The sequence below is a fragment of the Ruania alba genome, assembly GCF_900105765.1.
GTDB classification, from domain to species: Bacteria; Actinomycetota; Actinomycetes; order Actinomycetales; family Beutenbergiaceae; genus Ruania; species Ruania alba.
Window position 1 is genome coordinate 470,014 of the sequence record NZ_FNTX01000002.1, and the last position, 22,930, is coordinate 492,943.

At 66.0% G+C, this 22,930-nt stretch carries 19 protein-coding genes; 8 read left to right on the forward strand and 11 right to left on the reverse strand.

Translation table 11 applies throughout. From position 1 onward, the window contains the following. Positions 1-102: 102 nt before the first annotated feature. Positions 103-1,026: a sugar-binding transcriptional regulator gene (locus BLU77_RS12685; protein ID WP_245708843.1), complete on the reverse strand. Its 924-nt coding sequence runs from the start codon at positions 1,024-1,026 to the stop codon at positions 103-105. 112 nt (positions 1,027-1,138) lie between these two features. Between BLU77_RS12685 and BLU77_RS12690 the strand changes: the two genes are divergently transcribed. The 4 genes from BLU77_RS12690 to BLU77_RS12705 all read left to right on the forward strand — a co-directional run bounded on the left by BLU77_RS12690 (position 1,139) and on the right by BLU77_RS12705 (position 5,076). Beyond that, positions 1,139-1,969, forward strand: coding sequence for an NAD-dependent epimerase/dehydratase family protein (locus BLU77_RS12690; protein WP_089773499.1), 831 nt, complete (start codon positions 1,139-1,141; stop codon positions 1,967-1,969). A gap of 28 nt (positions 1,970-1,997) precedes the next feature. Next, entirely contained in the window at positions 1,998-3,008 is a 1,011-nt protein-coding gene (locus BLU77_RS12695; RefSeq protein WP_089773500.1) for a LacI family DNA-binding transcriptional regulator, read from the forward strand. A gap of 61 nt (positions 3,009-3,069) precedes the next feature. Continuing rightward, on the forward strand, positions 3,070-3,756 hold the full coding sequence (locus BLU77_RS12700; protein ID WP_139177761.1) for a hypothetical protein: 687 nt from the start codon (positions 3,070-3,072) through the stop codon (positions 3,754-3,756). 78 nt (positions 3,757-3,834) lie between these two features. Continuing rightward, positions 3,835-5,076, forward strand: a complete 1,242-nt coding sequence (locus tag BLU77_RS12705) for an ATP-binding protein (protein ID WP_089773502.1) — start codon at positions 3,835-3,837, stop codon at positions 5,074-5,076. Here BLU77_RS12705 and BLU77_RS12710 read toward each other — a convergent pair. From BLU77_RS12710 to BLU77_RS12720, 3 genes are read right to left on the reverse strand one after another with little or no spacing between them, the layout of a single operon-like run. Then, positions 5,073-6,977, reverse strand: a complete 1,905-nt coding sequence (locus tag BLU77_RS12710; RefSeq protein WP_089773503.1) for a D-apionate lactonase family protein — start codon at positions 6,975-6,977, stop codon at positions 5,073-5,075. The genes BLU77_RS12705 and BLU77_RS12710 overlap by 4 nt on opposite strands. Next, positions 6,977-7,834 (reverse strand): phosphogluconate dehydrogenase C-terminal domain-containing protein, encoded by an 858-nt coding sequence (locus BLU77_RS12715; protein WP_089773504.1) that lies wholly within the window; start codon positions 7,832-7,834, stop codon positions 6,977-6,979. The genes BLU77_RS12710 and BLU77_RS12715 overlap by 1 nt, the downstream gene beginning before the upstream one ends. Further along, complete coding sequence (locus BLU77_RS12720; RefSeq protein WP_089773505.1) at positions 7,831-8,625, reverse strand: sugar phosphate isomerase/epimerase family protein; 795 nt, start codon at positions 8,623-8,625, stop codon at positions 7,831-7,833. The genes BLU77_RS12715 and BLU77_RS12720 overlap by 4 nt, the downstream gene beginning before the upstream one ends. A 69-nt stretch (positions 8,626-8,694) precedes the next feature. Here BLU77_RS12720 and BLU77_RS12725 point away from each other — a divergent pair, with 69 nt between their 5' ends. From BLU77_RS12725 to BLU77_RS12740, 4 genes are all read left to right on the forward strand, one after another. Further along, entirely contained in the window at positions 8,695-9,426 is a 732-nt protein-coding gene (locus BLU77_RS12725; protein WP_089773506.1) for a FadR/GntR family transcriptional regulator, read from the forward strand. Positions 9,427-9,448: 22 nt separating this feature from the next. Further along, the gene (locus tag BLU77_RS12730) at positions 9,449-9,952 is read left to right on the forward strand and encodes a hypothetical protein (RefSeq protein WP_089773507.1); all 504 of its coding nucleotides are present in this window, start codon (positions 9,449-9,451) and stop codon (positions 9,950-9,952) included. Between the two features lie 30 nt (positions 9,953-9,982). Further along, positions 9,983-10,390 (forward strand): phage holin family protein, encoded by a 408-nt coding sequence (locus BLU77_RS12735; protein ID WP_342741467.1) that lies wholly within the window; start codon positions 9,983-9,985, stop codon positions 10,388-10,390. Positions 10,391-10,600: 210 nt separating this feature from the next. Then, positions 10,601-11,281 (forward strand): sugar phosphate isomerase/epimerase family protein, encoded by a 681-nt coding sequence (locus BLU77_RS12740; protein ID WP_281242122.1) that lies wholly within the window; start codon positions 10,601-10,603, stop codon positions 11,279-11,281. 161 nt (positions 11,282-11,442) lie between these two features. Here the strand turns inward: BLU77_RS12740 and BLU77_RS12745 are convergent, their stop codons facing one another. From BLU77_RS12745 to BLU77_RS12775, 7 genes are all read right to left on the reverse strand, one after another. After that, positions 11,443-12,471, reverse strand: coding sequence for a glycoside hydrolase family 172 protein (locus tag BLU77_RS12745; RefSeq protein WP_245708844.1), 1,029 nt, complete (start codon positions 12,469-12,471; stop codon positions 11,443-11,445). Positions 12,472-13,067: 596 nt separating this feature from the next. Then, positions 13,068-15,356, reverse strand: a complete 2,289-nt coding sequence (locus BLU77_RS12750; protein WP_089773510.1) for a BNR repeat-containing protein — start codon at positions 15,354-15,356, stop codon at positions 13,068-13,070. 203 nt (positions 15,357-15,559) lie between these two features. After that, entirely contained in the window at positions 15,560-18,283 is a 2,724-nt protein-coding gene (locus BLU77_RS12755; protein ID WP_089773511.1) for an alpha-L-rhamnosidase, read from the reverse strand. Continuing rightward, entirely contained in the window at positions 18,280-19,104 is an 825-nt protein-coding gene (locus tag BLU77_RS12760; protein ID WP_089773512.1) for a carbohydrate ABC transporter permease, read from the reverse strand. The genes BLU77_RS12755 and BLU77_RS12760 overlap by 4 nt, the downstream gene beginning before the upstream one ends. Further along, positions 19,101-19,952: a carbohydrate ABC transporter permease gene (locus BLU77_RS12765; RefSeq protein WP_175477090.1), complete on the reverse strand. Its 852-nt coding sequence runs from the start codon at positions 19,950-19,952 to the stop codon at positions 19,101-19,103. Before BLU77_RS12765 ends, BLU77_RS12760 begins: the two co-directional genes overlap by 4 nt. Before the next feature lie 170 nt (positions 19,953-20,122). Further along, positions 20,123-21,328 carry an ABC transporter substrate-binding protein gene (locus BLU77_RS12770; protein ID WP_175477091.1) on the reverse strand — a complete coding sequence of 402 codons (1,206 nt, stop codon included), beginning with the start codon at positions 21,326-21,328 and terminating at the stop codon, positions 20,123-20,125. A gap of 246 nt (positions 21,329-21,574) precedes the next feature. Beyond that, positions 21,575-22,900: an alginate lyase family protein gene (locus BLU77_RS12775; protein ID WP_089773515.1), complete on the reverse strand. Its 1,326-nt coding sequence runs from the start codon at positions 22,898-22,900 to the stop codon at positions 21,575-21,577. Positions 22,901-22,930: the final 30 nt, after the last annotated feature.

Here is a 22,930-nt window from a genome sequence, read left to right on the forward strand (position 1 = left end):
CAGTGGTTCACCGCGGTAAACCCGCCACCAGCCCCACTTCCCGTCGCCCAGCCCCCCTCTACAACAACGCCCGCGCCGTCTTCGCATCGGTGATCAACGTCGTCACCCATCCCCCGCGAGCGCCCCCCGCACGGGGCCGATCTTCCGTTCACCACCAGCAATGCCGATCCGGCGCGGGATCCGCCGGAAGTCATCGATCGGTATCGAGATGGTCCGCGCGTCCACATCCCCCTCGATCGCCGACCCGTCCAGCCGGAACACCCGGTGACAGATGTCGCCCACCGCACCGTCAGCGAGCAGCGTTTCCCGATCCGCAGCCTCGAACGCGTTCCCGCTCTCGGCCAGCAGGTCGCTCGGATCGATGCTGCCGATCCCCACCACCGCAGCCGTCAGCTCGCGCCAGCGTTCCATCACCGCCTGAAGTCCAGGCTCTCGCAGCAAGCTGTCCCGGGTACCCCGATCAGCCACCACCCCCGGCGCCTGCACGTAGTACGCCTGCCCGCCGAGCATCCGCGCCAGCTCGCTCGCCAACCGCTGCGCCTGCGTCTGCACCTCCGGCACGCCGATCCCACCAAGCAGCTGCACCACTTCACTCACTGTCGGGTTCACGGCCGGGCGCATCCGGTCCACGGTCGCGAGCAGCGTCTGGCTCCAAGAGGCGATGCCCACCCGATCAGCCCCGGTGAATCCCGTCTCCAGGTACGCCGCCCCTGCTCCCCCGATCGCAGCGATCTGCTCGGCCTCGTCGGCGTCGTCCTCGACGTCAACGATCACGGCCTCCGCCAACCCGAACGCGCGCTCCAGCTCGCCCTCGAGCTCGGTGTGCAGCCCCGGCGCGATACTCACCGTCGTTCGCACCACCCCGAGTTGCGCGGCGCGCTTGAGCAACCGGGAGACCTTCGCCTGCGAGAGCCCGAGGGCGTCGGCGATCTGCGCCTGCCGCACCCCTTGCTCGTGGTACATCACCGCTACCTTCGTCAGCTGTCGTAGCTGCACATCGATCGGCGGACCGTATCGTGAGGGCATCACTGCTCCTTCCCCAAGAGGTGCAAGCATATTCACAGATGAATGAATTGCGCCAGCGGCTGGTCCGCGACTAGGCTCGAATCCGCTATCTCACCACGAAGGAGTGTCGACGATGATCGTCGGAGTCACCGGCAGCTCGGGCAAACTCGGCAGCGCCACCATGACGCACCTGCGCGAGCACGGGCACGAGCTGATCGGCTTCGACCGACACGGCTCGGTCGGCTTCGACTTCACCCAGGTCGACCTCGGCGACTACGGCCAGACCCTCGACGCCCTGCTTGGCGTCACCGCACGCCACGGCGGGCTCGACGCGCTCGTCCACCTCGCCGCCATCCCGGTCAACGGCATCGTGCCCGACGCCGCCACGTTCGACTCCAACGTCAGCGCCACCTTCCACACCCTCTTCGCCGCGCACCGCGCCGGCATCCGCAACGTCGTCTTCGCCTCCAGCATCACCGCCATGGGGTTCCCCTTCGAGCAGGCCCCACCATCGCTCCCGGTGGACGAGACCTTCACCCGAGCGCACAACACCTACGGCCTCGGCAAGGTGGCCGAGGAGGCGATCGCGGCCCAGCTCACCGGCTGGACCGAGGGCGCCTCGCTCACCGCCCTGCGCTTCACCAACGTCGTCGCACCCGATGAGTACGCCACCTTCGAACGCGCCGGCGAGCCGACCTACCGGCGCGACCTGCTCGGGTCCTGGATCGACTCCCGCGACGGCGCCCTCGCTGTCCGCCTCGCCCTCGAAGCACCCGCCCCGGGCTTCCGCGTATACAACGTCGCCCACCCCGAGTCCGGCACTCAGGCCCCCTCCCGCGAGGTGGCCGAGCGCTGGTTCCCCGGCACCCCCGTGGCTGGCGACCTCGGCGAGTACGAGTCCTTGATGTCCACCCGCAAGATCCAGCGCGAGCTCGGCTTCGCCGCCCAGCACGACTGGCGCTGAGTACGCTCAGACGGATGGAGAACAGGGCGTGAGCCGGGTCGGCATCCGCGATGTCGCCACCCACGCCGGTGTCGGGATCGGAACGGTCTCGAACTACCTCAACCACCCCGAACGCGTCTCCCCCGAGACCGCGGGCCGCATCGCCGCCGCCATCGACACTCTCGGTTTCGTGCCCAGCCAGGCCGGCCGGCAACTGCGTTCGGGCACCAGCCGCGTAATCGGCTACCTCGCCCCCGACATCTCCAACCCCTACTTCACCGAGATCGCCGAGAGCGTCGAGCAGGGCGCCTCCACGCGCAACGTCTCAGTCTTCTTCGCCGACTCCCACCGCAGCCGCCGCCGGGAGGACGCCTACCTCTCCGTCTTCGAGGAGCACCGCGTGCTCGGACTGCTCGTCTCTTCGCACGAGCCGATCGAAGACCGGTTGGCACAGGTACGCAGGCGAGGGACGCCGTCGATACTCGTGGGCCAGCAGGCCCACCATCCGGAGCAACCGTCCGTCTCCGTGGACGATGTCTCCGGCGGCCGGCAGGCCGCCGCCCACCTGATCGATATCGGACGGCGGAACCTCGCCTTCGTCGGCGGCCCCTTGACCATCGCCCAGGTCGCCGCCCGCCTCACCGGGGCGAGCGCCGCCGTCAGCGGAAGCGGAGCCGGCCTGGAGATCATCGACACCGCCGACCGCACCGTCCACAGCGGGCAGGAGGTGGGCCGTGCACTCCTGGAACGTGCCCCCGAGCGGCGACCGGACGCCGTCCTGGCCGTGAACGACCTCGTCGCACTGGGTCTGATGCAGGCGTTGGTGCACGGCGGTGTGCGGGTGCCCGAGGACGTCGCGATCGTCGGCTACGACGACAATGAGTTCGCCGAGGCCTCCCTCATCCCGCTCACCAGCGTGCGCAGCCGGCACGAAGAGTTCGGGACGACCATGATCGACCTGCTGTTCCAGGCGATCGCCGGGGAGTTCTCCGGGCAGGTGCACCGCACGTTCGAGCCGAGGTTGGTGGTGCGGGCCAGTACGACGTCCGCGATCCGGTGACAGTCGGGCTCTGTCCTCGTATAGTCGAGGCGAACTGGGGGCGGTGTGAACTGTCGTGCCGATGAGGGAACGGACGGGGTGGTGGCGCGTGCGACGCGTGGGGATCGTCGCTGTGATCGGCGGGGCGACGGCCATGATCGTGGGCGGGGGATTGGCCGTCTCAACCCTGGCGCAGGCCGAGGAGCCGGCACGGACAGAGTCGACCGCCGAAGCCTCGACCGCCGCCGCACAGAGCTCATCGCGCAGCCAAGCGCTCACGGATGCCATCGCGGCGCTGGAACAGAACCGGGACGAGCTCGCTGCGCAGGTGGATGAGGAGACCGCGGACGCACGGAACGAGCTGAGCATGCCGCCGGGAGCCGAGTTCGGCCCCGTGCACGTGGTTGAGGACATCGAGTCCCAGATCGCGTGGCTCTCCGGAAGCGACGGCCAGGAGCAGTTGGACTCGGGAGCTGTCGAGCCGCAGGAGCACAGATATCAGGATGGCGCGTTCGCTTCCTTGATGGCGATCGACTGGAAGTGTGCGTGGCTGTCCGCAGGAGTCGCCGGCGTCCAGGCGAGCGACTCCGAGGCAGTGAGCGAGGCCGTCCGGACGCTGCACTCGTTCACCGAGACCGAGTACGTCCAGTCGTTTCCCGACTACAACGACTTCCTCGGCGACCTCGTCGATCCGTTGCGGCAGGGGGATGCCACGGCCGCGCTCGAGTACTTGCCGAGCTGCGAGGACTCCACCCGGGTGGATCACTGAGGCTGCCGCCACCACTCTGTCGCGCAACCTTGCCGATAACATTATCAACCGAACACCATCGCTGATAATGTTATCAACGTGCGTACGGCAGCCAACAACCCCTTCAGCCCCGGTTCGGACACCATCCCTCAGGTCTGGGCCGGGCGGACCGCCCAACTGAGCGACTGGCGCGACATCGTGCGTCCCCGGCGCGACGCCGGCTTGCCCGAACGCGGGCGCACCATCCTCGGCGAGGCAGGGCTCGGCAAGTCCTCCCTCGTGCGCAAGATCGCCCGCGATGCGGCCGACGCCGGCGACTGGGTCACCCCGCAGTTGCGCATCCCGTCCGGGTCGGACCCGCTCAAGCGGGTCGCCACGGCAGCCTTGGCGCTCGCCGACCGGGCGGGCCTGGCCACCTCGACGGAGAGGCGCGTCAGTGATCTCCTGGCCCGCGTGCAGAGGGTGGCAGTCAGCGGCGTGTCGCTGTCGGTACGTCAGGCGGACGGCCCCGAGCCCTACACAGCACTCACCGACCTTCTCATCGAGGTCGGTCAGGCCGCCATAGCCCAACACCGGATCGCACTCATCCACATCGACGAGATGCAGAACATCGCCGATGAGCAGGTGCTCTCCCAGCTCCTGATCGCCCTCGGCGACGCACTCTCACACGAGGTCGCGGTCCCCCTCCCTGGCGGTCTGCACGCAACGCGAACGTTGCCGATCGCGGTGTACCTCACCGGGCTGCCCGAGTTTGCCGACATGGCCGGGGCTCGCAAGGGAGCCACGTTCGCCCGGCGCTTTGCTACGACCACCTTGGCGGCCATCGACGACGACGACCTCACCGCTGCCCTGCGCCCGTTCGTCATCGAGGGCTGGGAGGTCACCGACGGAGATGGTGGTGTCGCACGGATCCGGATGGAACCGGCTGCCGCGGACCTGATCGTGACGCTCTGCCAGGGAGAGCCCTTCCTCTTCCAACTTGCCGGCGAACGCGCCTGGTACGCGAGCACTGCGGACGTCATCGCCGCAGACCAGGTCCTCGCAGGCTGGGAGGTCGCCGCTCCGGAGGCGGTGGCCCATGTCGAGCGGATCCTCGAGCGGCTCCCGACCCGAGAACGGGAATTCGTGCAAGTGATGGCCGAGCTCCCGGCGCCGGAGCGCACGCTCACGCGAATCGCGAAGGAGCTCGGGCTCACCAAGCACACCGATGCCGGCCCGACCTCACAGCGCCTCGACACCGTCCGAGGGATCATCACCCGCGGAAAGCCCTATACCTTCAGGCACCGCGCCGTCGAGGCATACCTCACGAGCGACTGGCCGTACGTGAGCCGGCACGACTAGGAGATCGTCCGCCTCACCCAGGACGCCGCCTCGACGCACTCGGTAACCGTCCCGGCGGGCGTGTGCACGCGCACCTCCTGCTCGGTCGGGTGCAGGTTGGCGAGCAGTAACGTGGTCTGCGCGCCATCCGTGCTTCCCACGGCCCAGAGCAGCCCGTCCGGGCTGTCGCCGCTCAGCAGTTGCACAGCCCCCGACGGCGCAGCGTCCGCTGATCTGTTCCCGTGCGTGGCCGCAGGGTCACCCTGGCCGGGAGCGTCGAGGCTGAGGAGCGCCTCGATCGCCGCCGCCACGGGGTAGGGCGCGCCATCGGCGGCCACCACGCCGCGCGGGCCCCACTGCTCGAAGTATCCGATCGAGGTGACCCCCGGCACCGCGAGCGCCGCCACGCTGGCGATCGTCCAGGCTGCCAGCTCGGGCGCCCGCTGGCGCGGGTCGGTGGCGTCGGCCAGCGCGGGCCCATAGCCCTCGGTCAGGTCGGAGCGGGTGTACGCGGCGTAGTCGCGCTCGGCGACGGCGTTGAACGGCGGGCGCAGCGTGACCGGTCCGATGTGCACCCCCGCCCCGCCGGCCAGTTCACCGGCCAGCGCCACCATGCGGCGGGCGAGGATCCGTTGCATCGCGACCGACTCCACCAGCTGCGGGGTGCCGAGGTCGTGGAACAGCGGCGACATCGCAACCGCCAGCCCGTCGAGATCGGCCGGCAGCCGGTCCAGCCCGCGGTTCAGCTCGGTGAAGTGGGATCGGGCGCCGCCGACTACCGGCACGTCCAGGCCCGCGGCGTCGAGCGCCTCCCGTAGGAGGGCAATGGTGGCGGTATCGGAGACGTGCCGCGGTGACCCGCCGGCGTAGGCACCCACCCGCAGCACGCGCTGACCGACGAGTCCACTGACGGCGGAACGCACCTTCTGAGCGTCGGCAGGGTCCAGCACCAGGCGCACGTCGAGGGGATGCCCGGTGCCGACGGCGCGCTCCAGGGCGGCCTGCCAGGTCGCCGTCCGAAGGTCGAGCTCGACGAGCAGCGGCACGTCAGCCATACCGGTCGCTGCGCCCATCGCTGCGTCGATGCTGCTGCCCGCCGGTTCGGGGACCGGGTCGGGCGCGGTACCCGCGCCCAGGCCTAGTTGGGGCAGCGGGCCGACGGGAGCGAGGTCGATGACATGTGGGCCCTGCCCACCCGTCTTCTGCGAACTCGCGCCCCGCCCAGGTGCCACATCATCACCAGAGGGGAGCTGCGCCGTCGGGCGTGATGCGGTGATGGTGAGGCCATGACGGATGCGCTCCCCCGCGCCCACCCGGTACGGGAACGGCAGGGAGAGCGGGCGGTTGTAGGTCTTGAAGGACGCGTCGGTCCAGTTGCGCTGGTCCTCCATCTCGAACACGTCGCCCTCCAGGCCCAGCTCCACCCGGAGGCCGCCCTGATCCCAGGCGAGCCCGGCGATGTCGCGCGCCGGCTGATGCGGAGCGGGAGCCTCGGGGAACTCGGCAGGCGAGCGGCCGCCGTCGGGGTGGCGTACGACCAGCGGCGTTCCGGCCAGCGCCGGGGGATGGAGCACGATCAGCCCGGCGCGGTTGGTCCACAATTCCTCGGCGGGCTCCAGCTCGGCCGTGGCGGTGAGCCGGTCGCCGTCGATCTCGGCGCGCAGGGTGCCGGTGATCTGCGGCTCGGTGGCCTCGAGGCGGACCGTCACCGCAGCGTCGGTGGTCTCGACGGAGGTCACCGACCACGGCACGGTCACCCAGTCGGCCACCCGCACGATCGCGCGAACACCGCGCAGCACGACCTGCCCGTCGAAGGCGATCTCGGCGAGCTCACCATCGCGGACGAGCAGGGCCCACCGCCCGCTCGTGAAGGAGCGGGTCGGCGGGAACCACTGCGGTGGGGTGGCGGGCCCCTCGGACATCAGCGCTCGATGGCGTCGAGGTGCAGCATGCGGGCGAGGTTCTTGTCGAGCTCGTCGTCGCGGAAGATCTTCTTCCAGTCCTCCTTGATGATCGACTCACGCCCGTAGTCCATCGCGATCAGGCAGGCGTCGCTGAACGGGTTGTCCCCGCGCAGACCGTTCGCGAGCGCCACCTGAGTGTGGCCGTAGAGGATGCTGCGCGCGGCCGCCTCGGGCACGCCCATCGTGTTCACAGCCTCCTGCAGCGCCTCGTTCAGCAGCTCACCGATCATGCAGGCGACCGTCTCGACCAGGGTCGGCTCGAGCTGGGCGAGCTGCTTCACGGTGACCCAGTGCACGTCGACCACCGGGGCGTAGATGGCGCGGACCGTGGTCTCCACGAGGATCTTCACGGCCTCGTCGTCGGACTCGACGGCGGCGATCGCGTCCTGCGGGGCGGCGATGCCGCCGAACGTGTCGGCCCACTCCTCGGGGGTCTGGCGCTGCAGGAAGACCGAGGGGTGGCACGGGTGCGCCACGGCCTGGATCACGTCCTCGCGGGTGGCGAGCAGGCCGGCATAGGCGGCGGCCGGGTCGAGGGTGAGCACCACGGCGCCGGCGCGCATCTGCGGCACCAGTTCGGCGGTCACCGAGGCGAGCGCGAGGTCCGGCACCGCGAGCACCACGATGTCCGCGTCCGCGACAGCAGTGGCGGCGTCGGTCAGCTCCCGGCCGGCCTCGATCGTGCGCTGGCGTCCGCCCTCGGAGTTCTCCACGTAGCGTACGGTGTGGTCGGTGCGCACGAGGTTGTTGGAGACGCGCATCCCCATCTTCCCGCCGGCGCCGATGACGGCGATCGTGTAGGTCTTCTCACTCATGTGGTGCTCCTCAGATAGTCGACGGCGGTACGGGTCCATTCCCGTTCCGTGCGGATGGTGGTCTCGGGGTCGTCTTGCCAGGGCAGCCAGTGCTCGACCACCTCGTTGATGCCCCGTTCGCGCGGGCGGACGGTGCGCAGCAGGTGCGGGTAGTCGTGCAGACCGGCGCCCATCGGGGCGCCGCTGTAGGTGAAGCCGACCCAGCCGGGCTGGCGGGCGAAGGCGTAGTCCTTCACGTGCACGGCACAGGTGAGATCGGCGACCTGCTCCACGCAGGTTTGCGGGTTCTCCAACCGGGCGACGACATTGCCCGGGTCCAGGCAGATGCCCAGGTTCTCGCTGCCGACGTCCTCGACGAGGGTGACCAGGTCGGCGGTGGGTAGTTGCTCGTAGGTCTCCAGGGCGAGGGTGACGCCTGCCGCCTCGAAGGCGGGCATCGTCTTGGTGAGCCACTGGTGGGCCTCCTCGAGCTTGGGGCGAGAGTCGGGCCCGTAGATCATGCTGCGGATCAGGGTGGCGTCGAAGCGGGCGGCGATCTCCAGGAAGCGGGTCAGGTGGCCGGGCTCGATTCCCTTGGTGCCGAGCTCGATCACCAGGCCCAGGTCTTTCGCCGCGGCGGCGGAATCGGCGAGCTCGGCGTCGTCCATCTGCTCCAACGGCGCGTAGTCGCAGATCTGGTGCAGGCCGACCCCGAGGTCGCAGGTGGCCTGGAAGGCCTCCGGCAGCGTCATCGGCCGCGGATTGCGGTCGGAGAGCTGCCAGAAGAAGGCGTAGGTGCCGAGTCCGATCATCACCCCATTTTGGCGAACCGGTTGACCAATTGCAAGGCCATGGGGCTCCTTGGCCGGTACTCTCGTGCCATGCCCGCCAGCGACCGCTCCGACGAGATCACCGCGTCATTGGGATCGCTGCCCGGCAGCACTCCCGTCTCCGAGGTGGCACGCCGGTTGCTGGACCTCTTCACCGGCGGATCGTTCGAGCCCGGCACCCGGCTACCCGCCGAGCGGCAACTCGCCGCCACCCTGGGGGTGGGCCGTTCCGCGGTGCGCGAGGCACTCGCTGCGCTGGAGATCCTCGGCATCGTGCAGGTGCGCCCCGGTTCGGGCACCTACCTGCGCGGCACCGCGAGCACCCTGCTCCCCCGCACGTTGCGCTGGGGTCTGCTGATCGGCGAGAAGAGCACTGCCGAGCTGCTGGAGCTGCGCTCCGGCTTGGAGACCCAGGTCGCCCAGCTGGCGGCGGCCCGCGCGAGCGAGCACAACCTGGCAGCGCTCCAGACCGCTGTGGACCAGATGCGCCAGAACACCGGCGATCTGAGTCGTTTCGCCGCCGCCGATCACGACTTTCACGATCAGCTCGCCGCCGCCTCGAAGAACGAGACGATCGTGGACCTGCTGCACGTGGTCCGATCCCTGCTCCAGGTCTACGCCGACCGGGCGGTGCATGACGAAGTCTCCGCTCGGCGCGCTCTCGAGGAGCACGAGACCGTGCTGCACGCCATCAGCGAGCGCGATGAGGTGGCCGCCGCCGTCGCCATGGCGGCGCACATGGCGACGGCGAACTCGCGTCTGGCCGACGAGGCACAGGCGTAACCGGACCGCATACGCTCACCACGTGGTTCCCCTCCTGACTCCGACGCGCCGCCGCCGCCTCGGTACCGTGCACATCGCCCTTGGCTGCCTGGGCGCCGTTGTCACGGTGCTCCTGCCGCTCGCCGGAATCGGTGCCGTGAACGCGGCCGGGAACGGCGGGCCTGCGCTCCCCGTGCCGGTAGCGGTCCCGCTGTTCGTGGTGCTGACCGGACTCGTCGCTGTCTACACCGTGCACCTGTTCCGGAAGGCGGCTCGGTGGATGCGAGCGGCCGGGACGCCGGCCCTCGCAGGCGCCACCACCGGCCAGGTCCAGGAGATCTCGACCAATCGGTTCCGCACCCGCGTGCGTGTCGACGTTCCGGACCGGTCGCCGAGCATGCTGCTCACTGAGGACGGGCTGGACACGTCCAGCGTGGTCGGCGATCAGCTCCAGCTCGAGTGGTACCTGGTGGAGGCCCGCGCCATGGGTGCCTATCGGAACATCCGCACCGGGCGGGTACGCGCCGTGACCGGATTGCTGCCGTAACTCAGAAACCTCCCAGCCGCAGGTGCGAGAATGACCGACATGAGCTTCCTCATCAAGGTCCTCATCAACGGCGTCGCCCTCTGGCTGACCTCGCTCTGGGTGAGCGGCGTCGACTTCCGGACGGACGACACCCCACTGAACACGGTGATCGTGGTGGCGGCGGTCGCGCTGCTGTTCACCGTCGTGAACGCGATCGTGAAGCCGCTGGTGAAGCTGGTCTCGATCCTGTTCTACATCCTCACCCTGGGGCTGTTCTTCCTGGTGGTGAACGCCTTGATGCTGCTGCTCACCAGTTGGATCACCGGCTTCACCGACTACGGCCTCACCGTGGACGGGTTCTGGACGGCGGTGCTCGCCGGCCTGATCATCACCATCATCGCGGTGGTGCTCACCGTGGTGCTGCCGGACGGGAAGAAGAAGGAGCGCTCCCGCCGCTGAGTCGGTCGCGGTCCGGCTCGTTCCTCCGCGCTGCACTCTGCAGGTAGACGCACACGCGCGAGATGATGCACTCGGAGTAACCCGTACGCATCGACGCCTGATGTCGATGCGAGGCCAAGTCCAGTAGGAGGCATCGTGGCACACGTCACTCCTGGCATCTGCTCAGTGACGTTGAGGCAGTGGCCTGTCGAGGACGTCATCGCTATCGCAGTGGACAGCGGCTTGGAGTGCATCGAATGGGGCGGCGATGTGCATGTCCATCCCGGCGATACGAGGAGCGCTCAGCGAGCAGCTCAGTTGAGCGATGCCGCCGGTCTACGCGTCGCTTCCTACGGCAGCTACTTTCGCGCCGGAGACGACTCCCCGGAGGAATTCGACCGAGTTCTCAACACAGCTGAGGCTCTGGGCGCCCCCCGCATCAGGGTCTGGGCCGGCGCCCACGGTTCACGCAGCACGTCACCACAGGGCCGGCAATCTGTGGTCGACACGTTGCAGCGTGCCTCGGACGCGGCTGCCGCCCGAGACGTAGAGCTGGCCTTAGAGTTTCATAGCGACACCCTGGCCGATGAGGCTCGATCGACCGTCAGCCTCCTGGCCGATGTCGGTCGTGCGAACCTCACGAGCTACTGGCAACCGCCTGTAGGGCTGGCCGGCGAGCAAGCACTCGCCCAACTACAACACCTCGGGACGCTCATATCCTGCGTGCACGTCTTCTCCTGGTGGCCGGAAAGCGAGCGGCGAGCCCTCTCGCACCGCCGTGCGCTATGGGAAGCCGCAATCGCGCACCTTCGGGCTGGTCACCGAGATGTGGACACCCTCCTCGAGTTCGTCGTCGACGACGACCCCGCGAACGTCCGAGCGGATGCCGAGACACTGCGGTCGATGCTCTGAGTCGCCAGATTGAACATCAAACTATCGCTGAGGCGGCTGCTCTGCAGGAAGCCCTGCTACGCCTCCCGCAGTGCCGCGAGGGCCACAGAGGCCACCCTCCACAAGCCACGGCCACGACCACGACCACGACCACGCTCAACACGGCGCACGCAGTGGAGAACTCAGATGACATCGAGCTCTTCGCGCGTTGGCGTTGAGGGACGTCGCGCGGTCGGGCGGTCGAGGTAGAACAGCGCGGTCGAAGCGACGTCGTCGCGCAGGGGGTGGAAGCGCATCCCGCTGCGTTGCCCCAGCCCAAGGGCTTGCACGTCTACGCGCAGGTGAGTGGAGAACAGGATCGGATCGGGCACGTGCCAGCGGTAGAGGCCGAAGCGTTGCTGACTGGAGTAGAGCCCGTCCGGCCGGATCACTTGAGGCATACCCAAGTACGGCGTCGAGAACTCCGTATATCCATGTCCAGGCACGTCGAAATTGAACGCACCTCCGAAGTAGTCTTCCGTACCGGTGCCCGCGATCGTCGGGTGAGCCGTGTCGTCGTCGAGGTAGAACTTGACCTCGCCTTCCCCCCACCAACCGGTGCTGTTTGACCCCCACGCCAGATAGGTCCCGACGTACTGACCAGCGCCGTCAACACCGTCGACGATCGAGTGGGGCCGCTTGTACTCGGTCGGGTTGCTGCGTCTCCACTGGGCATGAAAGTAGCCGTCGTTCTCGTGGTCAGCGCCCACCTCGTAGGTGATCTGGTAATAGACGTATACGTCTGCCTCCGTGGTGTTCTCCAGGGTGACGCGGGCCTGGGAGCGGAAGGGCATCGGCCAGTACGAGTTGAAGCCCCCGTGGGGGTTCGCGGCGATCATCTGTGAACTGACCTGGGCGAACCGTCCCCACCCGTTGCAGAAGAAGTCGCCATAGGGCACCTCGATGGCCGGCTGATCGGCGCCGTCCCAATAAGCGCGCAAGACGAGGCGGCGCCAGTTGTCGGGATGTGCGGTTATCCACATGTGGGTGATGAGTCCTGCGCCGTCGATCGCGGCGAGATCAAACTCCTCGCCAGCGGCAATCTTGACACTGGGGGACACCTTCCAGCCGACTCCCAGTTCACTCGCGTGCTCGGCGCACGTCCCCTCGCTGGCGCGTGCGCCGCCGCCAGGCACACCATCGAAGTTCTCCGGGCTGATGGAGCGCGTCATCCGGGAGGTGCGCAGCGTGTAGAGCGATTCTCGAGGGTGGGGCATCGGATCTCCTGTGATCTTTGACAGCCGTGACGCGGCCAAGTCTGCGCCCGGTGGCCTACCAAGGGCGCTGTGCATCTGCCATATTAGACGTTTCAAAGGTCGATCGCTACCGACCGTCCGCGCAATCGAGACTCGTGAGGGACACTCTCATATCCGACGTGTCCGACCAGTTCGAGCGCCCGGAGCCTATCCGGTGTTTCATGGCGCAGGTGGGCATTTCTATCGCCACGAGGCTCGAATTCGCACAGGTGACATCCTGAACATCCCCTCGGGTCGCCGGCACAACACGCAGCGGCCCGACCGACGCGCTCTTCGTCATCGCTTTGTCCAGTGCGGTTTGCCAGGCCGTGCGGCCGCCCTGTAGCACTGTCGTCCACCCCCCTACGCGGCGACCATGCTCGATGAAGCGACGCAATCCGCACCAAAGCTCCCACTATCGAAGTGCTCGCCCTCTTCACAGGCATGCGCGGAAGGGGCGCCCTGATCGAGGGGCCCCTTCCGCGACTCGCATCATCCAGTCGTGCGTACAGTTAGGTCCGGCTCACCCAGACTCACCCAGACTCACCCGGCCTACCCGGCACATCCGGCCTACCCGGCACATCCGGCCTACCGGGCTCACCCGGCCTACCCGGCTCACCCGGCTCACCCGGCTCACCCGGCACATCCGGCCTACCCGGCACATCCGGCCTACCCGGCTCACCCGGCCTACCCGGCTCACCCGGCACCACGGACTCATCAGCGAGGACGTACACCTCGAGCGGTTGCGGTTCGGGATACTCCTCGCGAGGGCGGTCCAGGTTCGACGGCATCGTCTCCCAACGCAAGACATGCCGCCCTTCCGCCGAGGATCCGCCGACGCTCACGAGTGTGATGATCCCCGGGTAGTCCGAGTTGGGCTCGAGGAAGCCGGCAGGGTAGGCCGGCGGCGTGTCCACTTCCGCGTAGGCTTCGAGGGTGTCGTTGTCGACAATCAGCGTTCTGCTATCGCCGGGGCATTCGAAGTTGATGGCCAGGCGACCGTCCGGAAGCGCCGAGGGAGAACCGATTCCAACTCCGGGAGGCAACGATCCTCCGCCACCGAAGTTCCAGCGACCGGCCCAGTCGGTGATCTGCGTGATGTCCCACTGCTCGCCATCGCCGGGCCGAGCAATGAAGATTTGGCTGTCACCGTCGTCGTCGTACTTGTGGTACACCTTGAAAACGTCGCCCTTGGCATCGAACCCCACCTGGTGGAGACCGTTGAGCAGACCTTCGTAGATCGGGACATCGTCGACGATGACGCCGGGCTGGTCGTAGGTGACAGGTAGCGAGATCGGCTCGCCGTCGACGGTCTCCCAATTCACCAAATCTGTGCTCCGCATGAAGGACAGCCGGCTATTTGTGGCGGCATCGGGTGTATCGCGCCACACCCAGGAGACGTGGTAATAGCCGTCGGGCCCTAGCGACGGTCCGCGAGCATAGGCGTTGCGTTCACCCTCGCCATCGAACAGTGGCTCGTCAAGGAGCAGCGACCACGTCTCATCGTCGTCATCGTAGATGAAATAGTAGTTCGCACCGTCACCGCTACCCCCATCCCGGAACGTCAGCATGAGCTCGCCCTCGGGCGAGGCGAAGAAGGCCGGGTATGTCACCGCCTGTTCAAGGTCGGTGTCGACCAGCGGAGCCTTCCGCTCCAATGTGGAGATGTCGCCTGGCGTGCTCGTGCGCCAGTAGTTCATGGGGACGCCATGCATGTTGCCCGTCACATGCAACTGCCCGCTTTGGTCAAGCGCCATCGTGACAAAGTTGTGGCTGTCCCAGCCCAGTGTGCTGTCGAGCTGGTGGTAGGTCCACTCGTCTGTGTCGAGGGTGCGGTGAGCCACTGTCATATGGCGGTCGCCGTCGTAGTACGCCACGTACTGATCGTCACCGTCCGTAATGAGAGATTGGCCGACCTGATGCCCTGCCCACGTGTCGTCGACCCGGATCGAGTCGACCACCTGTTCAGCTGTGCCTGGCAGTTCGTAGTCATCGTTTGGAAACGGGGTGCACTCAAGCGGCTCCGGTACGGCGGGGGCGACTGCGGTCTCCGTGGTCGTCTCGACGACCACGTTGTCCTGCGTGCTCTCTGGCGAGGCGTAGAGCCCGAAACCACCCCCATAGAGAGGAGTCTCGACCTCTTCGGTCGACTCGTTGTCAGTGAAGAGGTCGCTGCGGTGCTGCAGCATCGTTCGATCGCCTACAGAGATCGCGAGGCCGAGGTGTCCGGTTGTACCTGTCCCCGTGACGGTCAGAGAGACGACGTCGCCCTGTTCAAATGGCAACCGGCCGGCGTCCAAAAGTTGCACCGGCTGCTCGCTCGCCGAGGCTTCCATTCTGATGAGCTGCCAATATCCGGCTCCATCAGCCGCGCTGCGACCGATACGGAAGATGTACGCGTCCTGTGTACCATCCTCCAATGTTGCGACGTTCACGGCAATGCCGTTCCACGAACGACCCTCCTGCTCAGGAACGAGAACGTCGGCGGACACCGAGAAGATGTTGCTCAGTACGATGTCGGGTTGAGTCAGCACGGGAGCCTCCCGTGCAGGCAAGAACGGTGGGCCCTCGTCCACCGGAGTGGCCTCTCCGTTGATAATCTCCCACGGCTGGCCCCCATCCTCCCAATCGTTGCCAACGGGTCCGTCCGGTCGCTCGAAATCGTCACTGAATTCGATCGCAACAGCGTCCTGCGGCCCAGGCGCCGACTGCGCTGGCGACGAGGGCCCCAGGGTCGTCAGCGACAGCACTATCGTCGCACCTACCGCGATTAGCGTATTGACATTCGGCGGAGCGTGCCCGCGCATGCGTAAATTAGACATCTCATCTCCTCGTCGAGTTCTATCTGCAGATCATGGTCAGAAGCGCAGCGCGCCGCCGCCTCATCATGTGGTCCCGTAGCTGTCAACAGCCACGCGACAACCCTTCCTCGTGGCGTGACACCCCGATGAATCCTTAGGCGACCGGCAAAGGTCTTCTTCCGGTCTCATTCGGCCGATCATTCTGGAATTGGTTTTCACCTCCGTTAATCCGAAAGCCACACATCAAACGCCGTCATCGACGACCCGTCACAGCTCGCGCGCAGCCGCGGTGCGCGGCCCGCTTCTCGTTCAGGCTGGAGAGGACAGCTACCGCGGAGACGCTGATCGCTGATGATGAAATGGTGGTTCCGCCTGATATGTCGTCCGTGGCCAATCAACTCGACAGTCTCGGTACCCGGCACGCACAGCTCTGCGCTGACACCCGGGGGTAGGTCGACTTCGACCTCGACACCGTCCTCAAGCACGCGCCATCGCACGCGGATCATTCCGTACGGACTGCGGTGCGCCGCTGCCGCGGTAGGTAGTTGACCGGTGATCAGCGGAGCGATTCGGACTCGTCGGTAACCCGGCTCCAGAGGAGCAAGCCCTGCCACCCGTCGGTGCAACCAGTCGGCGACAGCCCCGTAGGCGTAGTGGTTGAAGGACGTCATCGATCCGGGATTGACCGATCCGTCAGGAAGCATCGAGTCCCACCGTTCCCAGATGGTGGTCGCTCCCATCGTGACGGGATAGAGCCAGCTGGGGCATTCGGTCTGCAACAGCATCCGATGGGCCAGCTCGGGCTCGCCCGCCTCGCACAAGGCGTCCAGAATCATGGGAGTACCGAGGAATCCCGTACTGACCCGGTAGTCGGCAGCACGCACCAGTTCTGCGAGTCGACGGCCAGCGCCACGACGTTGACGATCGTCACTGAGCAAGTGCCACGAGATCGCGAGCGCGTAGACGGTCTGGCAGTCGCTACGCACGTGGCCGTCAGCAGTGACGTATGCGGCAGTGAACGCGCGTCGGATCGAGTGGGCGTGCTGACGGTGGAGCCGGGCCTCATCAGAGAACCCGAGCGCCGCCGCGGCCTTGGCGAGTATCGCGACGCTGCGTGCGTAGTGAGCGGTCGCAACGACCTCCGGGTCCGCCTGCACCTGGGCTGCGTCTTCCGGCGGGGCCGTAGGATCAAGCCAGTCACCGAATTGGTCGCCTCCGATCCACAGATGGTCAGGCCCGGCCACAGAGGCGACCTTCTCCACCCAACGCCGCATGGACGGATACTGCCTTCGAAGCAATTCGAGGTCTGCGAACTGCTGGAATAGCACCCACGGGACCACCGTGGCTGCGTCTCCCCAACCTGCCGCAGCATGATCGGGGGTGGGTAGGACGTCCGGCACGATGTACGGCACGCCACCGTCTGGCCTCTGCTCGATCGTCAGATCCCTCAGCCAACTCGCGAGGAAGCCGCACGTGTCGAACAGAAACCCTGCCGTTGGAGAGAACACCTGGATATCGCCGGTCCAGCCGAGTCGCTCATCGCGCTGCGGGCAGTCCATTGGAACGCTCAAGAAGTTCCCTCGAGCGCTCCACACCACATTGTCGTGGAAGCGCTGCACCAACGGCTCCGAACTGGAGAACCAACCGGTTCGCTCCAGGTCGCTGCCCAGGATCAGCGCTTCCGCAGAGACGATGTCGCCCTCCGCAACCCCACTCACTTCCGCGTATCGGAAGCCGCTGAAGGTGAATAGCGGGACCAAGGTCTCGTCGCGACCGCCCGCAAGAATGTAACGACACGTTGCCTTGGCGCTGCGTAGAGGCCGGGTCGCCAACTCACCGTGCTCCAGTACCTCGGCGTGCCTAATGGTGACCTCGGTCCCGCGGGCCTGATCGTGGACGGTCAGGCGCACCCATCCCACCACGTTCTGACCGAAGTCGAACAGGAGTCCGCCGGCAGGCGACCTGGACACAGACTGCGCCGGCAACACCTCGGTCACGCGTACCGGTGGAGCCGTGGACACCTCAAGCACGAGCCTGTCTGCACCCGCCACGACGACGGGTTCGGCGGCGGACTCACTTCCCAGCGACGTGAGCGGCAGGCGGGCGTCGGTGTACTGGCCGTCGTACAGGTCGTCGGCGAGAATGCCGCTGGCGCAGGCTCGCCACGACTCGTCGGTTCCAAAGAGCTGGCGACGCCCGTCGTCGTACTCGACCTCAAGTTGCGCGAGGAGTCCCAGTCGATCGCCGTAGGAAGACCTGTTGCCTGGGAAAACCAACTGCCCCCGGTACCAGCCGTTCCCGACGAGAGCCTCAAGACGGTTGCTTCCGGGCCGGAGCAACGCTGTGACGTCATAGGTCTGGACGTGGAGCCGCTCGTGATAACTGGTCCATCCCGGGGCGAGGACGTCCTCGGAAACCGGGGCACCGTTGATGCTGCATCGGTGCACCCCCCGAGCCGTGACATACAGCCGCGCCCCAACGATTCCCACACCAAGTTCGACGTCGGTGAAAAGCAATGGCGCGCAACCGGTCATTCCACCCACGCGAGTAGGGCTGATGAAAGCAGCTCGCCAGTCCTCCTGCTCAAGTAGTCCGACTTCAATGAGTAGCGGCTGGGAGAACTTCGTCCAGCGCCCGCCCGACGAACATCGCACCCGGACCACGATGCGATCACGCGAGCGCAGGTCGTCGAACGGCCACGAAACGAAGACCTGCTGCGACGTGTCGACGACGGTGCGCTCCACCTTGCCGTCGCCGTCGCGACGCTCGATCTCGATGGCTTCCTGCCGCCACTCAACGTCGTCGGTGTGCACTTGCCAGGTCAACCGGGGCCTGGACACGCCCACCACGGGACCTGCGCCGTACTCGGCCCGCAACCCCGCGATCAAGCCGGGATGGGACGACACTTCCGAACCGCTCGGCGTGCGCCCGGTCTGCTTCGGACTCATTCGACTCCCGTACCTACGACGCCCCTGATGTACCACTTCTGGAACACCAGGAACACGACCAGCACAGGCAGCATCGCGATGACTGCCCCCGCGAGCCCTACCCCAGGCGAATACACCTCACTGGCCTGCGCGACTGGCGCAAGCGCCACGTTCATCACCCTGAGATCCTCGCCGGGTGCAATGATCTGTGGCCAGATATACATATTCCAGGCCGTCAGGAAAGTGACCGAGCAGTACGTGGCTAGCGCAGGCCTCGCCAGCGGGATGGCGATAACCCCCAGGATCCGGCCCCACCCGGCGCCGTCAATGCGAGCCGCATCGATCAGGCCGTTGGGGAGCGATGCGAAGAACTGACGAAACAGCAGGATTGCAAAGGCACATTGACCCGCCATCGGGACGATCAGACCCGCGTAGGTGTTCAACCATCCGAGTTGATACGTGACGACGAAGAGCGGTATCAGGGTGAGATTTCCTGGAACCAGCATGGGCACGACCAGGAGGGTCAGAACCACCACGGTCCAGCGGAACGGGATCTTTGCCAACGCGAATGCGGCAGGCAAGGAGAGCACCAACTGCAGACCGACGACGCCGAGGCTGAATACGAAGGTGTTGAAGACCACGCGACCACCGACGAGGCCCCATGCCTGCGGAAAGTTCTCCCAGTTCGGGCTCTCCGGAAGCAAGCTCGGCGGTATTGACGTGAGTTCTGAACCGCTCATCAACGATCCGGAAACCATAAACAACAGCGGAGCAGAAAGAACGAGTCCGCACCCGATAATCAGGGCGTATCGAAAAACAAGATAAGCGGGACCCATCCTCATCGGGACTCCTTCCTCTTCTGCATCAGATAGCGGACCACCAGGACGATACTTCCCAACAGGAACAACTGAAACATGGAAAGCGCGCTGGCATAGCCGATATCACCGTCGGTGAAAGCAGCTTGGTAGGCATAGAGTGCGAGCGACTGCGTGGTGCGCAGCGGGCCTCCATCGGTCATCAAAAGCGCTAGTTCGAACGTGCCACTAACAAAGCCGATTCCTTGAAGGATCAGAACCAAAGCCGTTGTGCCCGCAACGTTGGGCCACGTCATCGACCAGATCATCCTCCACTTCCCCACGCCGTCGAGAGCCGCGGCGGAGTAGATGTCGGCCGGTACCCGCTGGAGGCCAGCCAGATAGAGAATGATGACCAGCGGCAGCGCGTTCCATATGAGAATCACGACCAGCGCAGGCCGCGCCCAGGTCGGGTCCGACAGCCAGTTCGGGCCTTGAATTCCGAATGCGCCCAGCGCGGCGTTGATCAGACCGGAGCGCCCGTTGTACAGACTCACCCAGATCACCGCCGCTACTGCGGTGGAAGCGATCATCGGCGCGAAGTAGAAGACGCGGAAGGCAGCCACACCCGGCAGTTGACTGTTCGCAACCACGGCGAGCACGAAGCCCAGAAGCGTCGTCGGAGCCACCCCAAGCACCACGAAGATCCCGGTGACGGCTAGGGACTGCCACATCTCATCGTCGCCGAACAGCCGGAAGATGTTCTCTGCACCCACGAATTCCGGAGTGCCGAACAAGTTCCAGTCGAAGAAGGCAAGTAGCAGACCCGCACCCGCAGGGACGAGTACGAACAGGCTGAACGCTGCCATCGCTGGGGCGATCAGCACGGTAGCCATCAGGGCGTCGTTCCGCTTGCCCCGCGCGCGGCTCGCGCGGGGCAAGCTGGGCGATGACCCGCCGCCTTTCGATCGGCTAGGTGCGAGTCGGGACGGCCCACCCCTCGCCTTCTGGTCCTGGCTCGTCGGCGCAGTTGCCGCGGCCAGGTCGTGGCTGGGACTCGCCATGGTCAGTCCGCCTCGGCGGCGAGAGCTTCGTTGACAGTCTGCTCCGCCTCGCCGAAGGCGTCCTCGATCGAACGACCTTCCAACAGCACCTGCTGTGCCGCGTACTTGGTCGCCTCAGCCAAGGTGGCGGCGCCACTGCCCGGCATCGGTTGGAGGAGGACGGCGTCGCGAGCAGTCTGAGCGAAGATCTCGATGTTCGCCGGGGGCGGCTCGACCTCGCGCCAGCTGCCGGAGTCGATTCCCTCCTCAGTCGCCGGAATCGCTCCACCGACCTGCTGTGCCACTTCCATGCCAGCCTCAGGGTCATAGAACCACTCGAGGAAGGCCCAGGCTGCTTCCAGGTTCTCGCTGTCGGCGGCCATCGACATTCCGTAGGAGCCACCGTTGGTCGTTGAATTGCCATTGATGGTGGGGACCACCTGCACGTCCCACTCGACACCTTCCAACGACTCTTGGGTCGCCGGGATAGTCGCCCGTGAGCCAATGGCCATGGCGATATTGCCGGTCTGGAAGTCGTACACCGGATCCTTCGGCGTAGCCGCGTAATCGCCGGAGGTCGTGCCGTACGCGGAGAGCAACAACTCCCAGGCCTCAAGCGCTTCCGGCTGCCCGATTCCCGTCGTGTTGGTCTCAGGATCGTAGAGATAGCCACCGAAGGCCTCGACGACAGGCCCATATGTTCCGGTCGGCGAGCCATCGCTCATCGGTGCGGCCAACCCGAGCACCGATCCGCCTGTGGCGTCCTGGATCTCCTCAGCGATCCGGTACATGTCGTCCCACGTCCAGTCCGGCTGTGGCAGCTCCTCGACGCCAGCTTGCTCGAACAGGTCGGCGTTGTAGAAAAGCGCCACCGAGTCCGCGCTCACGGGCAAGCCATGAATCTCTTGGGGTGAGTCGGTGGGTCGGTACTGGTCGACGAACTGGCTCAAGAAGTCGTCGGCGTCAGTCTCGCCCAACTTGCCATCCGACAGTCCCTCACTCAGGTCGAGCGTGATTCCCTCGTTCGAAAGCTCGTTGATCCAAGCAGTGCCTGTGAAGAAGACGTCCGGGATCTCTCCACTGAGTCGGCCAGTGGACAACATCTGGATGTACTCCGCTCCTTCGGCGGAGACGCCGCGCACCTCGACGGTACGATCCGGGAACGTATCCATATAGGCGTCGGCATACTCCTCGTACTGGGGTAGTAGTGGGTTGATCGTGGTGAGCACGATCGAACTTCCCTCGACTCCACCGCTGGCTTCCTCCGCAGATCCACCGCTGCAGGAAGCGATAGACAGCGCAACTGCTGTGGCAACGGCCCCACCTGCGATTCGGCGTCGGCGGATTTCGGGACGATTGCAGAATAGTTCCGACATCATTGTCCTCTCGTAGTCTCTATGGACGAGCCTTGCGGCACGCATTTTAAAGGTTTCAATCTCGCGGTCTACTCCGAAGGAAATGAGTTCCGGAGACCCCTATTCCCAGGCAGTAGGCGGCCAGTTCACATCCCGGCCGTGGGTCAGAGATGTCGCATACCCGGGGCCTTCACTGTCGAAGGAAATGCGGTTCGACGTCCCGAGGCAGGCGTCGATCAGGCCGTTATCTGGGTAGTGTCGTGACGCGAGTTCGTAGACTTGACGATGGCCGTACAGCGTGTCGCGCCGGTAGTATCCGGTGCCGATGGTCACGTCTCCCGAGATCACGTACTTGCTGTAGACATTGAGCGGCATGTCGAGCTTTTCCCCATGTTCGCCTACATAAGCATACCAATCAACGGGGTAATTGTTGTTGTAGGCAGCCTCGGCGGAATGGAGCATCTGCTTCAGGTTGAGGAAGCAGTAATTGATCCCGTTCCCTTGGTTGCGATCCGCGGTGCGATAGCGGTCGTACATCTCACCGGGCTCCGGCAGGGGTTCGTCCGCTGTGCGCGTCTGGTCGTGGAACATTACGTCACCCTCGTTGCCGGTTCCGATGTCAGCCGGAGTGAAGATCGCGCCATTGATGAGCGATCGCAGGTTCCTCTCGTTCTGCGACCCTTCGAGCGCGTACTTGACCAATCCGTTGTCTTTCGTGGCGTATCCGATGAGGGTCAATCCAGCCGTGTATGCAGATAGATGATTGTTGAAGTATTGGTAGTTCGCGTACGGAGGTCGCGCCGCCCCGAAGGGCTCTTCTGCCCAGATCCGCTGGCTCTCCTTAATCGGGGCGACCAGGCTGGCAAACCATCCAGCAATCGCACTGCGGTCCTCCGTGGTCAAGGTCGACCACACCAAGCAGTAAGCATCGACGAAGCCCGTCAGTACGCGTGCGATCACCATGCCGGCCCCCGGCACACCATCGCTGGCCGGGAAGCTGTCCGGCCATTCGTTCTCTCGCTGCGCCGCTGCCCACGCGAGCAAGTGCTCCCGTGCAGCGGTGGCGTAGCGATCGTCGTCGGTGATCCGGTACGCGAGGGCCAGGTCGTGACAGAAGGTGGCTTCGACCTTGCCGATCGCGTAATGCTGGTCATAGCTCGGGCCTTGGTAGGGCGCGGGCGCCCGAGTGAGGGCTTCGTCTGCGCGCTCCGCGATCCTGGACCACACCTCTGCCCAAGGCTCTTCACCACTCGCCACTCGCCCCCGGGCCCGATCGATCATTTCGTCCGTAGTAAGGGTGACAGGCCTCCTGCCGTGACTCGGCGGGGTCGCGACTGCCGGGGTTGACGAGACGCCGGCGGTGAGGGCCGCACCACCGACGAGGGCCGCCCCCAGGACCATACGGCGTGCGGGTCGGAACTGCTGGTCATCGTTGACTTCGTTCATATCGTTTCCCTCCGTTGGGCTGACGGCCGA

Excerpts from the sequence above, each read along its gene's own strand:
- BLU77_RS12725 (WP_089773506.1), top strand. The coding sequence starts at position 8,695 with ATGCCCGCCAGCGACCGCTCCGACGAGATCACCGCGTCATTGGGATCG.
- BLU77_RS12690 (WP_089773499.1), top strand. The coding sequence starts at position 1,139 with ATGATCGTCGGAGTCACCGGCAGCTCGGGCAAACTCGGCAGCGCCACC.
- BLU77_RS12750 (WP_089773510.1), bottom strand. The coding sequence starts at position 15,356 with ATGTCTAATTTACGCATGCGCGGGCACGCTCCGCCGAATGTCAATACG.
- BLU77_RS12760 (WP_089773512.1), bottom strand. The coding sequence starts at position 19,104 with ATGAGGATGGGTCCCGCTTATCTTGTTTTTCGATACGCCCTGATTATC.
- BLU77_RS12700 (WP_139177761.1), top strand. The coding sequence starts at position 3,070 with ATGAGGGAACGGACGGGGTGGTGGCGCGTGCGACGCGTGGGGATCGTC.
- BLU77_RS12710 (WP_089773503.1), bottom strand. The coding sequence starts at position 6,977 with ATGTCCGAGGGGCCCGCCACCCCACCGCAGTGGTTCCCGCCGACCCGC.
- BLU77_RS12755 (WP_089773511.1), bottom strand. The coding sequence starts at position 18,283 with ATGAGTCCGAAGCAGACCGGGCGCACGCCGAGCGGTTCGGAAGTGTCG.
- BLU77_RS12745 (WP_245708844.1), bottom strand. The coding sequence starts at position 12,471 with ATGACGCGCTCCATCAGCCCGGAGAACTTCGATGGTGTGCCTGGCGGC.
- BLU77_RS12775 (WP_089773515.1), bottom strand. The coding sequence starts at position 22,900 with ATGAACGAAGTCAACGATGACCAGCAGTTCCGACCCGCACGCCGTATG.
- BLU77_RS12765 (WP_175477090.1), bottom strand. The coding sequence starts at position 19,952 with ATGGCTACCGTGCTGATCGCCCCAGCGATGGCAGCGTTCAGCCTGTTC.
- BLU77_RS12720 (WP_089773505.1), bottom strand. The coding sequence starts at position 8,625 with ATGATCGGACTCGGCACCTACGCCTTCTTCTGGCAGCTCTCCGACCGC.
- BLU77_RS12715 (WP_089773504.1), bottom strand. The coding sequence starts at position 7,834 with ATGAGTGAGAAGACCTACACGATCGCCGTCATCGGCGCCGGCGGGAAG.
- BLU77_RS12735 (WP_342741467.1), top strand. The coding sequence starts at position 9,983 with ATGACCGACATGAGCTTCCTCATCAAGGTCCTCATCAACGGCGTCGCC.
- BLU77_RS12685 (WP_245708843.1), bottom strand. The coding sequence starts at position 1,026 with ATGCCCTCACGATACGGTCCGCCGATCGATGTGCAGCTACGACAGCTG.